Source organism: Streptomyces sp. 4N124, from assembly GCF_052245395.1.
GTDB lineage: Bacteria > Actinomycetota > Actinomycetes > Streptomycetales > Streptomycetaceae > Streptomyces.
The window spans coordinates 26,764-39,989 of the sequence record NZ_JBQQBS010000019.1; the positions used below are offsets into that span (position 1 = coordinate 26,764).

Below are 13,226 nucleotides of genomic sequence, written 5' to 3' on the forward strand. Positions count from 1 at the left end.
TCGCACTCGTCCGGCACGAAGAACAGTCGCCTACGTATCGCACTCCAGCACCGTCCGGCACAACGAACACCGCGCCCGCATCCGCCCCCGCACCGGCACCCTGATCCGCTGGTGGCAGGTCGGGCAGGGGAACGTGACGCGGAGGTGTCCGCCGCCGTCGGGGCTGAAGGTGTAGGGGACGCCGGGCTGAGGGCCGTGGACGTGGCGGCGGTCGCGGGCGTAGCGGCGGCGGCCCGCCCAGCCGGCCGCCGTCAGCGGGGGCTGCTGCTCGTCGCGGCGGGCCTGGACCATGCCCTTCGTGTACGCCGTGTAGGCCTGCGGACTGGTGAACCACACGGACGGGTCCTCGCCGAAGATCAGGGCGCGCTTGGCCAGGACGTACCCGAACTCCTCCGGTGTCAGATAGCCGAGCTTCTGCGACGACGACGCGTCCTCCCGGTAGGCGTCGAGGAGCAGCCAGCCGGCGCCCAGATACGTCGTCGCGGTGTCGGTGAGGATCTCGTTGTCTCGGGTGCCGGGGAACGACAGGTCGAGGCGGTGCAGATAGACGTGCATGATCTCGTGGGCGAGGGCCGCGCCGATGTCCCGCCGGTGGGTGCGGAAGCGGTCGTTCAGCTCGACGAAGTACTCGGGGCCCGCGGCGAGTTCGACGTTCGCGGCGTGCTTCATCTCGCGGAAGCTGACGATCACCCGGGCGTCCGGGAGCCGGTAGTGCCGCGCCAGCTCCCGTGCCACCCGCTGGGCGCCCAGATACAGGTCGTCGGTGTCGCAGAACGCCACGTCGACGGGGGCCACGCTGGTCGCGAACGTCTGGATGGTGTCGTACGACAGCCGCTTGTAGAGCGCGGTGATCGACTCCCGCACCGTCTCCAGGTGTGGGTAGCCGTGCTCGACCGGTCCGTCGTTCGCCACGTCTGTACCCCCAAGACGCCTGACCCGATTCCACTCTACGAGGGTATGAGCGGGTTTCGCGGGTCGGCGGTCAGGCGGAGCCCGGCTTCCGCCGACGGCCCCTCGAACTCCAGAACCCACACCTCGTTGCCGCCCTCCCGCAGCACCGGTCCGGGGACGTACAACGTGCGCTGTGGGCCCGCCGACCAGTAACGGCCCAGGTTGAAGCCGTTGATCCACACGAACCCGCGCGTCCAGCCCGGGAGCTCCAGGCAGGCGTCCCCGGCGCCACGGACCATGACGGTACCCCGGTACAGGCCGGGAGCACCCTCCCCGGCCGGCGGCTCGAAGGGCACACCGTCCACCCCCGCGTCGAAGGCGTCCAGCCGCAGTCCACGCGCGCGTACCCCGTGCAGAAACTGCCGCTCGTGCAGGATGCCTCCGGTGATGCCCTTGGCCTCGCCGGACCGCGGCCCGTAATTGACCCTCCCCAGGGACTCCACCCACAGCTCCACGCGCGCGTGCCCGGCAATCGGCTCCTTCAGCTGCTCGTCGCCCTCGGTGAGCACCCCGGCCCTTTCCCCGTCGACGTACACCACCGCCAGATCCCGCAGCCCGCGCGCGATCAGCGGGTACGGCTGCCGCGGCCCCGGCACGGCGACCTCGTACCGTACGACCCCCCGGTCGACGTCCAGCTCCTCGAAGGACGGCGGGAGGGGAGAGGTGGTCTCCGGGCCGCCGAGCGTCTCCAGTACGGCACTCAGGGGCGCCCAGCCCGCGAGGTCCACGTCGGCCGGGGCGCCCAACTGCTCAGGCATCGGAGGCGGTTCGGGCAGCGGACCGTCGGCGTACTCGGAGAGCACCTCGCGCAGGCGCCAGAACTTCTCCGTGGGGCGGCCGTACTCGTCGATCGGCGCGTCGTAGTCGTAGGAGGTCACGTCCGGCTCCAGCGGCCCGTCGTGCATGTCGCCGCCGCCCCGGTTGGCGCCCGCCCAGCCGGCGAAGTTGGTGCCGCCGTGCGCCATGTAGATGTTGACCGAGGCACCGCACTCCAGGATCTCGCGCAGGGATGCGGCCACATCCTGGGCGTCGCGCACGGTGTGCTGCCCGCCCCAGTGGTCGAACCAGCCGCACCAGAACTCCATGCACATCAGCGGACCCTCGGGGCGGTGCACGCGCAGCGTCTCGAACGCCACGCGCGCGTGGGAGCCGAAATTCACCGTGGCGAGGACACCCGGCACGGATCCGCCGGAGAGCATGTGGTCCTCCGGACCGTCCGAGGTGAACAACGGCACCGTGACACCCTGGTCCCGCAGCAGCTCGGCGAGCCGGCGCAGATACTCCGCGTCCGAGCCGTAGCTGCCGTACTCGTTCTCCACCTGCACCATGATCACCGGGCCACCGCGGTCGATCTGCCGGGGCACGACCTCCTCCAGCAGCCGGCCGAACCAACGCTCCACAGGACGCAGAAAACGCTCGTCACGCGTGCGTGCATGCCCCGGCACCCAGTGCGGCAGCCCACCGTTCTCCCACTCGGCGCAGATGTACGGCCCCGGCCGCACGATCGCCCACAGGCCCGCCTCCCGTGCCGCGTCCAGGAAGCGGCCCAGCGCACCCACGTCCCGGAAACGGCCGGGACCGGGCTCATGGAGATTCCACGGGACGTACGTCTCCACACAGTTCAGGCCCATCGCCCGCAGCATCGCCAGCCGGTGCCCCCACTGCTCCTCGTGCACGCGGAAGTAGTGCAGCGCACCTGACAGCAACCGCACCGGCCGCCCGTCCAACAGGAAATCCGTGTCCCCCACCGTGAAGTCGCTCATGCCGCCACCCTCACCCCTGGCGGCGATCACGTCCATGGACAAAGATCGGCGCTGGTTGGACGGAAACAACCGGGACGGAAACGACCGGGACGCACACGACACGGAGCGGAGTCGGCCGCGGATGTACCACACCTGGATGCGGTTCTTCACGCCCGGCCCCGCCCACCACCGGCTCGGCCTGGTCTGCCTCGGCGTCGGCCTCCAGTACGGCGCCCTGCCCACCGTCGGACCGCGCACCCTCGACAGCCACGTCGCCGTCGTGATCAGCACCGGCGGCGGCTGGTACGCCGGCCCCGACGGCCGCCGGACCACCGTCACCGCGCCCGCACTGCTGTGGCTCACACCCGGCATCCCGCACCACTACGGGCCCGACCCCGACACCGGCTGGGACGAGGGCTTCGTCGGCTTCGCCGGGCCCGCCACCGCCACCTACACCGAACTCGGCTACATCGAACCCGGCCGCCCCGTAGTGCCCCTCGCGGACGCCACCGGCCCGCGCGCCGTCATAGCCCGCATCGTGCGCGCCGCCCGCCGCGACAACCCGCTCCTGGAAGTGGAGACCGGCGCCGCCGTCCACGAACTCCTCGTCGCCCTGCGCCGCGCCCGCGCCGACCTGACTCCCGCCGGGAACCAGGTCCTCAAGGCACTCGCCCGCGACGCCTGTCTGCCGATGTCGGTCGCCGACCACGCCGCCCGGCACGGCATGACCACCGCCGAACTGCGCGCCGCCGTCCGCCGCGTGGCCGGCTGCAGCCCCAAGGACTACCTGCTCGGCATCCGCCTGGGCCGCGCCAAGGAACTCCTCGCCGCCACCGAACTGCCCGTCGCCGCCGTCGCCCGCCGCGTCGGCTACGACGACCCCGCCTACTTCTCCCGCCTGTTCACCCGCCGCGTCGGCATGGCCCCCATCCGCTTCCGCGCCCAGGAGGGCCGCACCGTCCCCGGCGGCTGGAGCGACCGCATCCCCGACCCCGACGACCCACCCGTCATCGAACGCCCGCGCTGAGCGCTCCGCTGGAAGCACGCCGTTGGGCCGTCTTTCGTCTGCGGCGCCGTCGTGGCTGGTCGCGCAGTTCCCCGCGCCCCTTCGGGGCGCGGCCCGGCTGCCCCGTAGGGTTTCGCCCATGACCACCAGCAACACCTCAACCGGTGACGTCGACCCCGCCGTCCGCGAGGAACTCGCCCGGCTGCGCGACAGCATCGACAACATCGACGCGGCCGTCGTCCACATGCTCGCCGAACGCTTCAAGTGCACCCAGCAGGTCGGCCACCTCAAAGCCGCCCACCAGTTGCCGCCCGCCGATCCCGCCCGTGAGGCCCGGCAGATCGCCCGGCTGCGCGCGCTCGCCGAGAGCGCCAAGCTGGACCCCGCCTTTGCTGAGAAGTTCCTCAATTTCATCATCGCCGAAGTGATCAGGCACCACGAGATCATCGCCGAGGACACCGTGAACGGCTCTACACCGGCGGCCAATTGACCTCGCCCTCTGCGCCCCGGGGCGTGACATGCGGGCCCGCGCGCGGCATGCTGCGCTGTGCACTCCTTGTCAGCTGACGAGCACGCCCCGTCAGTGCCCGGACATAAGCTGGTTGTCCACGCGGGAGGGACGCCGGGCCATGCCGTCGGAATCCAAGATCCTCATCGTTGACGATCACAAGGACACGCTCTACGCACTGGAGAGCGCCCTGGCGCCGCTGGGCTATCTGCTGGCCCGCGCCACCAGCGGCGACGAGGCACTCAAGCAGGTGCTCCGCGGCCGGGTCGGCCTCCTCCTGCTCGATGTGCGCATGCCCGGCGTCAGCGGCCTCGACGTGGTCCGCTACATGCGGCGCGTGGAACAGACCCAGCACATCCCCGTCATCCTGCTCACCGGCTTCGGCGCCGACCACGAACTGACCTCCACCGCCTTCGGACTCGGCGTCGCCGACCTCGTCATGAAACCCATCGACCCCTGGGCCCTGCGCACCAAGGTCCGCTACCTGTACGACACCCACCAGCGCCACCTCGCCCTCGAACGCGAGGTCCGCGAACTGCGCGCCCTCGTTCGGGACCACCCCCCGCGGCCCGCACTGCCCCACCCCGACGCCCGCGTACCGAACCAGCGACCCCCGGAAACCCAAACCGGAAAACTCGAACAGGACCGGACATAGGCCGCGTTACCGATCCGAGCCTGTGCGTTGTCGGTGGCATCAGGCAGCATGGCCTGCATGTCCGTACTGACGCGCGACGAAGCGCAGACCCGTGCCCGGCTTCTCGACGTCCACCGCTACCAGATCGAACTCGATCTGACGCGAGGCGACGAGCTCTTCGACTCCGTCACCGTCATCCACTTCACGGTACGGAGCGATCTCGAGGCATCGGACACCTTCGTCGAGCTCAAGCCCGCCGAACTGCGCAACGCCCGCCTCGACGGACGCCACCTCGACCTGGACACCCTGGACGAGAACCGGCTGCCCCTCAAGGACCTCACTCCGGGCGAGCACAAACTGCACATCGAGGCCGGCATGCGCTACTCGCGCACCGGCGAGGGCATGCACCGCTTCACCGACCCCACCGACGGCGAGACCTACGTCTACACCCAGCTGTTCATGGACGACGTCCAACGCGTCTTCGCCGCCTTCGACCAGCCCGACCTCAAGGCCGTCTTCGACCTGACCGTCACCGCCCCCGAAGGCTGGACCGTCCTCGCCAACGGCATCACCGAACACCTCGGCGAAGGCCGCTGGCAGGCCGCGCCCACCCCGCTGATCTCCACCTACCTCGTCGCCGTCGCCGCCGGCCCCTGGCACTCCGTGCGCACCGAACACCGCGGCCTGCCCTTCGGCCTGCACTGCCGCCGCTCCCTCGCCCCCCACCTCGACACCGACGCCGAGGAACTCTTCGAGGTCACGCGCGCGTGCTACGACCGCTACCACGAGAAGTTCGACGAGCCCTACCCCTTCGACTCCTACGACCAGGCGTTCGTCCCCGAGTTCAACGCCGGCGCCATGGAGAACCCCGGACTGGTCACCTTCCGCGACGAGTTCGTCTACCGCTCCGCCGTCACCGACACCGAGCGGCAGACCCGCGCCATGGTCATCGCCCACGAAATGGCCCACATGTGGTTCGGCGACCTCGTCACCCTCCGCTGGTGGGACGACATCTGGCTCAACGAGTCCTTCGCCGAGTACATGGGCTACCAGACCCTCACCGAGGCCACCCGATTCACGGACACCTGGGTGGAGTTCGGCGTCACCCGCAAGGCCTGGGGCTACGACGCCGACCAGCGCCCCTCCACCCACCCCGTCGCCCCCGAAGCCGTCGACGACACCGCCTCCGCCCTCCTCAACTTCGATGGCATCTCCTACGCCAAGGGCGCCTCCGCACTACGCCAACTCGTCGCCTGGCTCGGTGAGAAGGACTTCCTCGCCGGCATCAACACCCACTTCGCCCGCCACAAGTTCGCCAACGCCGCCCTCGCCGACTTCATCGACTCCCTCGCCGCCACCACCGACCGAGACGTCCACGCCTGGGCCGACACCTGGCTGCGCACCACCGGCGTCGACACCCTCACCCCCCACATCACCCCCGGCGACAACGGCACCTGCACCCTCACCGTCGACCACGCCGGCAGCCGCCCCCACCACATCGCCGTCGGCCTCTACGACCTCGACCTCACCGACGAAGGCCGCCTCACCCTGCGCGAACGCCTCGACCTCGACATCCCGCAGACCGACACCCGGCCCATCGGCAAACGCCCCGCACTGCTCCTGCTCAACGACGGCGACCTCAGCTACGCCAAGATCCGCTTCGACCCCGACTCCTTCCAGGCCGTACACGCCGGCCTGTCCGGCCTGCCCGACCCCCTCACCCGAGCCGTCGTCTGGAACGCCCTCAGAGACGCCGTACGCGACGGCGGCAGCGCCCATCCGGGGACGACCCACGAACCCGCGATGCCCGCCACCGCCTACCTCGAAGCGGCCCGCGCCCACCTCCCGCGCGAAACCGACCTCGCCATCGTCCAGGGCGTCCTCGCCTTCGCCGCCGGCCAGATCGCCGACCGCTACCTCACCCCCGAGCAGCGGCCCGCCGCGCTGGCCACCCTCTCCGCCCTCTGCCGCGACCTGCTGCGCCGCACCGAGGACGGCGACCACCCCGGCCTGCGCCTGATCGCCGTACGCCACTTCATCGACGTCGCCGCCCACCCCGACACCATCGCCGCCTGGCTCGCCGACGGCACCGTGCCCGGCGGCCCCGAACTCGACCCCGAGCTGCGCTGGCGCGTCCTGGCCCGCCTCGCCGTCCTCGGCGCCACCGACGAGTCGGCCATCGCCGCCGAACTGGCACGCGACCCCAGCGCCACCGGCCAGGAAGGCGCCGCCCTCTGCCGGGCCGCCCTGCCCGACCCGGACGCCAAGCGCACGGCCTGGGAGGCGATGTTCGCCACCGACGACCTCTCCAACTACCTCTTCAAGGCAACAGCCCAGGGCTTCTGGCAGCCCGAACAGGCCGATCTGGTACGGGAGTACGTGCCGCGCTACTACGCGGACGCCGTCGCCGTCGCCGCCCGCCGCGGCCCCGCCATCGCCGAAGCCGCCGGCCGCTGGGCCTTCCCCGTCCACGCCGTCGACGCCGACACCCTGCACCTCGGCGAGACCTGCCTGCGCGACGGCGACCCCATCCCCGCCCTGCGCCGCAAACTGGTCGACCAGCTCGACGACCTGGCCCGGGCACTGCGGGTCCGGGAGGCATAGGAACCCGGACCCCGCAACTCCGACACCCCCAACACGTTTTCCCCGCACGGAAGTACCCCCATTCGGGTTCCGATCGTTGGGCTTTTCGGGCGCCACCACGCAACCGCGTACAAGCTGGAACCCCCTCTGCCCGGCGCCCGGAGGACACCCATGAGCACGCTGCTGGCCCTCGCCTCAGGACCCGAGGGCCGCCACGCCCTGCGGCGGCTGCTCGACACGGTCCTCGACGCGCTCCACGCCGGCGAGCGGGCACGAGGCGGCCCGCTGCCCGCGGGAGGCCCGGAGGCGGTCGCCGCGCGCGTGCGGGACGCGGTGGGCGACGTACTGCCCGACGAGGGCGACCCGGAAGCCCTGCGCGTGCTCGTACAAGCCGTCGCCGAAGGCGCCGCCGACCCCGCGCACCCACTGTGCGCAGCCCACCTCCACTGCCCGCCCCTAGCCGTCGCCACCGCCGCCGACCTCGCCGTGTCTGCCCTGAACCCGTCGATGGACTCGTGGGACCAGGCCCCGGCGGCGTCGGAGCTGGAGGAACTGGTGACACGAGCACTCGCGAACGAGGTCTACGCAGGGGTACCCAGGGGCGAAGCCGAGAGTGGGGGAGCGATCGGCCCCCACCGGCCCGCGGCCAACACCGCACAGAACCACCCCGATGCCCTGGTCACCACCGGCGGCACCGAATCCAACCAACTCGCCCTCCTCCTAGCCCGCGAAACACACGGCCCGAGCGTGCGGCTGGTCGTCGGCGCCAACGCCCACCACACACTGCCCCGCGCCGCCTGGCTGCTAGGCCTGCCCGACCCCGTCGTCGTACCCGCCCCCGCCGGCACCCTCGACCCCGCCACCCTCGACCAAGCCCTCACCGCACTCCCCGGCCCGATCCTCGTCGCAGCCACCGCAGGCACCACCGACGCCGGACTCATCGACCCCCTCCCCGACATCGCCGCGCTCTGCCGAACCCATGGCGCACGACTCCACATCGACGCGGCCTACGGCGGCCCCCTCCTGTTCAGCCACCGCCACCGCGCCAAGCTCACCGGACTGGCAGCCGCCGACACCGTCACCCTCGACCTGCACAAACTCGGCTGGCAACCGGTCCCCGCCGGACTTCTCGCCGTCAAGGACGCCCGCGACCTCACCGCCCTGCACCACCACGCCGACTACCTAAACGCCGCCGACGACATCGAAGCCGGCCTCCCCGACCTGCTCGGCCGCTCCCTGCGCACCACCCGCCGCCCCGACGCCCTCAAAATCGCCGTCACCCTCAAAACCCTCGGCCGCACCGGACTCGGCACACTCATCGACCACATCTGCGACCGCGCCCGCGAGTTCGCCGCACTCGTCCAGGAACACCCCGGCTACGAGCTCTACGACACGCCCACCATCAGCACCGTCCTGTTCCGGCCCACCGCAGCCACCGACGACGCCGTCGCCGCCGTACGCCGACGACTCCTCACCGACGGCCGCGCCGTCCTCGGCCGGGCCCGCCTCGACGGCCGGCTGTGGCTCAAAGCAACGCTCCTCAACCCCGCCACCCGGCCGAGCGACCTCGCCGGGCTCCTGAAACTCGTGGAAGGAACCACCCCCCGATGACCCACCCCCCACGCCACGAGCCCGACACCCCCCGCGACCTCGTCGGCATCGGCATCGGCCCCTTCAACCTCTCCCTCGCCGCCCTCACCCACCCCCTCGCCGAACTCGACACCGTCTTCTACGACCAGCGCCCCACCTTCGCCTGGCACCCCGGCCTGCTCATCGACGGCGCCACCATCCAAGTCCCCTTCCTCGCCGACCTGGTGACCCTCGCCGACCCCGCCAGCCCCTGGACCTTCCTCAACTACCTCAAGGCCCGCGACCGGCTCTTCCCCTTCTACTTCGCCGAGCGCTTCCACATCCAGCGCGCCGAATACGACGCCTACTGCCGCTGGGTCGCCGAAAACCTCCCCGCACTCCACTTCGGCCACCAAGTCGACGCCGTCCGCTTCAACCCCGAACGCGACGTCTTCGAAGTCGACTTCACCAACCTCGACACCGACGGCGAAGCCCACTCCCTCGGCCGCACCTACACACGCAACATCGTCCTCGGCATCGGCACCGAACCCCACATCCCCGAACCGCTCAAACCCCTCGTCGACGCACCCGCCGTCCCCGTCATCCACGCCGCCGACTACACCGACCACCGCGACACCCTGCTCGCCGCCGAACACGTCACCGTCATCGGCTCAGGACAGTCCGGCGCCGAAATCTTCCTCGACCTGCTCCGCCACCGCCCCGCCGGCCGCGAACAACTCCACTGGCTCGGCCGCACCGAAGCCTTCGCACCCATGGAGTACTCCAAACTCGGCCTCGAACACTTCACCCCCGACTACACCCGCTACTTCCACGCCCTCGACGAACCCGTCCGCGACCGCCTCGTCACCTCCCAATGGCAGCTCCACAAAGGCATCGACACCGACACCATCGCCGCCATCCACGACGAGCTCTACCGCCGCACCCTGCACGGCGGCTGGCCCGACGCCGTCCTCACCCCCGGCGTCCGCGTCCGCACCGCGGGACGCGTCGCCACCACCAAAGTCGAACTCCACCTCGAACACACCCAGCAGAACACCCGCACCCGCCTCACCACCGACGCCGTCGTCCTCGCCACCGGCTACCGCGAACGCCCCCTCGACCACCTCCTCGCCGGCCTCGACCCCTACATGCGCCGCGACAGCCAGGAACGCCCCCGCATCGACGAACACTTCCGCCTCGTCCTCGACCCCACCGTCACCGGCTCCGGCTGCCACGTCTACGTCCAGAACGCCGAACACCACACCCACGGCGTAGGCACCCCCGACCTCGGCCTCGCCGCCTGGCGCAGCGCCACCATCCTCAACTCCCTCACCGGCAAAGAGACCTACCCCCTGCCACGCCGCACCGCCTTCACCACCTTCGGCCTCGAACCCCAACCCCACATCCCACCCACCCGCCGGCCCCGCCCCCTCACCCCCCTCCTCGACGGACGCTGACACGCCAACGGCGTCGGAGCGCGAACGCCCCGACGCCGTTGACCCGAACCCCCGCGTCCTAGAACACCGGCGTACCGCCCCGCGTCAACTTCCATTCCACCGACGCGAAGTCCTTCGGATCCAGCACGCCCTTCGCCGTCACCCACTCCGCGATCCGCGTACGAATCTCCGTCGACTCCGCCCACAACTCCTGCGCCGACGCCACATGCGGGAACGCACCCCCGCCATTCGCCCGGTAGTTGTTCACCGCGAACACGAACTTCTGGGCCTCATCCAGCGCGGCACCGTTGTACGTCAGATTCTTGATCCGCGAACCCGCCGCCTGCGCGATGTCGATCTCGTACGACAACCCCGACACGTAGTCGTAGTTGTAATCCGGACGGCCACCCGCGTTCGTCAGCTTCTCCACATCGACCGCGGCATCCGGCGCCGTCTGCACGAAATACTCCGCCGAATACTCCAGATACGCCTTCAGCTGCGCACCCGTCATCAACTTCGCGACCAGCGTGTTGTCGTACACATACAGACTCGACAGATCCCGGATCGTCACATCCCCCGCCGGAATCTCCGACGTCCGCGAGAACGGCGACGCCTGCGCGATCACCGGCAGCGAGGCGTACTCCGAACCCGCCAGCGCCGCCCTGACCACGTCCTCCTGCACCCTCGTGATCAGATCGATGATCGGGGCGTCCTTGTAACGGGCATCCACCGTCGTCAACGTCGCCGTGGCCGTACCGACGACCTGGTTGACGTACTCCACCACGATGTCGTGATCGTCCTTCAGCAGCTTCGTGATCCTCGGATCATCGGCGACCGTCTTCGCATCGCGCACCGTCGCCTTCACCGACTCGACCCTCCAGCGGCCCTTCTCGAAGACCAACTCGAAGTCGAACAGCGACAACCGCTCCGCAAAGCACAACGGCTCCGACAACACGACCGTCCTGCCGGTCTTCTCATTCGTGACCAGCAGCTCCGCGATCTCCGTGTGCGCATGACCCACCAGGATCGCGTCGATCCCCGGCACCTGCTGAGCCACCAGCGCCGACGAGTTCTCGATGTACGGCAGCTGATCACCGTACGACGACGTACCCGACGAACCCGAGTGCGCCGACACCACCACCACATCCGCGCCCATCGACCGCAGCCTCGGCACCCACTTCGCCGCCTGCTCCTCCAGACCCGGGAACGTCAGCTTGCCCTCCACATACGCCTTGTCCCAGATCGCGATACCCGGATTGGTCAGCCCCAGCACCGCCACCTTCACCGGCGGGGCGCCCGGCACCCGGAACTTCTTCATGAAATACGGCGGGAAAGCGGGCCTGAGCGTCTTCGCGTCCAACGCGTTCGCACCCAGCAGCGGGAAATCGCACTGCTCCTCGAACTTCCGCAGCGTCTCGATGCCGTAATTGAACTCGTGATTGCCCAGCGCCACCGCGTCATACCCGATCGCGTTCATCGCCGCCGCCATCGGATGAACCGGCCCGCCCTCGGCGGTGATCGGGTCCACCTTCGCGTAGTAATACGTCAGCGGAGTGCCCTGGATCGTGTCACCCGCGTCCAGCAACAGCGTGTTGCGGCGGCCCTTCTCCTCCCGGACCTGATTCACCAGCGTCGAAACGCGCGCCAGACCCTGCGCATTGCCCTTGGCGTCCGTGTACTCCGCGTTCTTGAAATAGTCCCAGTTGAAGATGTGCCCGTGCAGATCCGTCGTGCCCATCACCGTGAACGCGTACCGTTTCACCGGCCTCGGCCCCTTCTTCGCCTCCGCCGCCTCGGCCGCCGGAGCCACCGCCGCACCGGCGATCGCCACCCCCGCCCCGGTCACGGCGGACTTCTGCAGGAACTTCCGACGGTTCAACGGCATCTCTGGACACTCCTCGGGCCACGGTCAATGACGCGCGTAGACCGAACACGATCGGCAACGCGCGTAGATTCTGACCCGGACATGCCCAGCAGCAACAGACCCCACAGGTTTCGATCTGATGACCCACCCCGTGAACTCGCCCACTCCGTAAGCGAGTAAGGCGTGACAGAGTGGGGCGTATGACCCCACCACCCGCAGACGACCCCCACCCCGCCGTCCCCTACGGCACCCCCGAAGCCCCCCGCATCGCCGTCCGCGGCGAAGCCCGCCTCGAAGTCGACCCCGAAATCGCCCGCATCGTCGTCACCGTCACCACCCGCGGCAAAGACCGCCGCACCGCCCTTGACGACCTCACCCGCCGCAACACCACCACCCTCGACCTCATCAAAACCTACGGCGACGCAGTCGAACGCCTCGAAACCGGCGCCTTCTCCATCAGCCCCGAACTCAAGGAAAAAGGCCGCGGCGAACGCATCCACGCCTACCACGGCCGCGTCCACATCACCGCCGAACTCACCGACTTCACCGCCCTCGGCGAACTCACCACCCGCCTCGCCGACCAAGAACTCACCCGCGTCGACGGCCCCGCATGGGCCCTCCGCCCCGACTCACCCGCCCACCGCAAAGCCCGCCAGCAAGCGGTGAAAGAAGCCGTCCAGCGGGCGAGGGAGTACGCCGAAGCACTGGGCACCTCACTCGCGGCACTGGTGGAACTGGCCGACATCGGCGCCGAGAACCACGAGCCTTACGCAGTCGCCGGCAACGCCCGCATGCGCTCCGCAGCCTTCGCCGCCGAAGACGCCGCCGCCGCGCTCGACCTCGAACCCCAACGCCAACGCGTCTACGCCCAGGTCAACGCCCGCTTTACGATGGCACCGCCCCGCCTGTGAATGCGCGACAGCCTGCGGAATG

General features: G+C 70.0%; 10 protein-coding genes. 7 read left to right on the top strand and 3 right to left on the bottom strand.

The features are described from left to right. Window positions 1-30: 30 nt before the first annotated feature. Together ACTWQO_RS20620 and ACTWQO_RS20625 are read right to left on the bottom strand one after the other, a co-directional pair. Window positions 31-912, bottom strand: coding sequence for a hypothetical protein (locus ACTWQO_RS20620; RefSeq protein ID WP_443238787.1), 882 nt, complete (start codon window positions 910-912; stop codon window positions 31-33). 35 nt (window positions 913-947) lie between these two features. After that, window positions 948-2,714 carry a glycoside hydrolase family 35 protein gene (locus ACTWQO_RS20625; protein WP_443238788.1) on the bottom strand — a complete coding sequence of 589 codons (1,767 nt, stop codon included), beginning with the start codon at window positions 2,712-2,714 and terminating at the stop codon, window positions 948-950. A gap of 121 nt (window positions 2,715-2,835) precedes the next feature. Here ACTWQO_RS20625 and ACTWQO_RS20630 point away from each other — a divergent pair, with 121 nt between their 5' ends. The 6 genes from ACTWQO_RS20630 (at window position 2,836) to ACTWQO_RS20655 (ending at window position 10,450) form a co-directional block, all read left to right on the top strand. Next, window positions 2,836-3,720, top strand: a complete 885-nt coding sequence (locus ACTWQO_RS20630) for an AraC family transcriptional regulator (RefSeq protein WP_443238884.1) — start codon at window positions 2,836-2,838, stop codon at window positions 3,718-3,720. 118 nt (window positions 3,721-3,838) lie between these two features. Further along, window positions 3,839-4,189 carry a chorismate mutase gene (locus ACTWQO_RS20635; RefSeq protein WP_443238789.1) on the top strand — a complete coding sequence of 117 codons (351 nt, stop codon included), beginning with the start codon at window positions 3,839-3,841 and terminating at the stop codon, window positions 4,187-4,189. Between the two features lie 139 nt (window positions 4,190-4,328). After that, on the top strand, window positions 4,329-4,862 hold the full coding sequence (locus ACTWQO_RS20640) for a response regulator (RefSeq protein WP_443238790.1): 534 nt from the start codon (window positions 4,329-4,331) through the stop codon (window positions 4,860-4,862). Window positions 4,863-4,919: 57 nt separating this feature from the next. After that, window positions 4,920-7,445: an aminopeptidase N gene (pepN, locus tag ACTWQO_RS20645; RefSeq protein ID WP_443238791.1), complete on the top strand. Its 2,526-nt coding sequence runs from the start codon at window positions 4,920-4,922 to the stop codon at window positions 7,443-7,445. Between the two features lie 150 nt (window positions 7,446-7,595). After that, window positions 7,596-9,035 carry a pyridoxal phosphate-dependent decarboxylase family protein gene (locus ACTWQO_RS20650; RefSeq protein ID WP_443238792.1) on the top strand — a complete coding sequence of 480 codons (1,440 nt, stop codon included), beginning with the start codon at window positions 7,596-7,598 and terminating at the stop codon, window positions 9,033-9,035. Beyond that, window positions 9,032-10,450 carry a lysine N(6)-hydroxylase/L-ornithine N(5)-oxygenase family protein gene (locus ACTWQO_RS20655; protein ID WP_443238793.1) on the top strand — a complete coding sequence of 473 codons (1,419 nt, stop codon included), beginning with the start codon at window positions 9,032-9,034 and terminating at the stop codon, window positions 10,448-10,450. Before ACTWQO_RS20650 ends, ACTWQO_RS20655 begins: the two co-directional genes overlap by 4 nt. Window positions 10,451-10,508: 58 nt before the next feature. Here ACTWQO_RS20655 and ACTWQO_RS20660 read toward each other — a convergent pair whose 3' ends face one another. Beyond that, the gene (locus ACTWQO_RS20660) at window positions 10,509-12,314 is read right to left on the bottom strand and encodes a bifunctional metallophosphatase/5'-nucleotidase (RefSeq protein ID WP_443238794.1); all 1,806 of its coding nucleotides are present in this window, start codon (window positions 12,312-12,314) and stop codon (window positions 10,509-10,511) included. 179 nt (window positions 12,315-12,493) lie between these two features. On the opposite strand from ACTWQO_RS20660, the gene ACTWQO_RS20665 reads away from it, so the two are divergent. Then, window positions 12,494-13,204, top strand: coding sequence for an SIMPL domain-containing protein (locus ACTWQO_RS20665; RefSeq protein ID WP_443238795.1), 711 nt, complete (start codon window positions 12,494-12,496; stop codon window positions 13,202-13,204). Window positions 13,205-13,226 lie beyond the last annotated feature (22 nt).

Bases quoted from the DNA above. Each gene is read 5' to 3' on its own strand.
- ACTWQO_RS20625 (WP_443238788.1), bottom strand. From the start codon at position 2,714: ATGAGCGACTTCACGGTGGGGGACACGGATTTCCTGTTGGACGGGCGG.
- ACTWQO_RS20630 (WP_443238884.1), top strand. From the start codon at position 2,836: ATGTACCACACCTGGATGCGGTTCTTCACGCCCGGCCCCGCCCACCAC.
- ACTWQO_RS20635 (WP_443238789.1), top strand. From the start codon at position 3,839: ATGACCACCAGCAACACCTCAACCGGTGACGTCGACCCCGCCGTCCGC.
- ACTWQO_RS20640 (WP_443238790.1), top strand. From the start codon at position 4,329: ATGCCGTCGGAATCCAAGATCCTCATCGTTGACGATCACAAGGACACG.
- pepN (WP_443238791.1), top strand. From the start codon at position 4,920: ATGTCCGTACTGACGCGCGACGAAGCGCAGACCCGTGCCCGGCTTCTC.
- ACTWQO_RS20650 (WP_443238792.1), top strand. From the start codon at position 7,596: ATGAGCACGCTGCTGGCCCTCGCCTCAGGACCCGAGGGCCGCCACGCC.
- ACTWQO_RS20655 (WP_443238793.1), top strand. From the start codon at position 9,032: ATGACCCACCCCCCACGCCACGAGCCCGACACCCCCCGCGACCTCGTC.
- ACTWQO_RS20660 (WP_443238794.1), bottom strand. From the start codon at position 12,314: ATGCCGTTGAACCGTCGGAAGTTCCTGCAGAAGTCCGCCGTGACCGGG.
- ACTWQO_RS20665 (WP_443238795.1), top strand. From the start codon at position 12,494: ATGACCCCACCACCCGCAGACGACCCCCACCCCGCCGTCCCCTACGGC.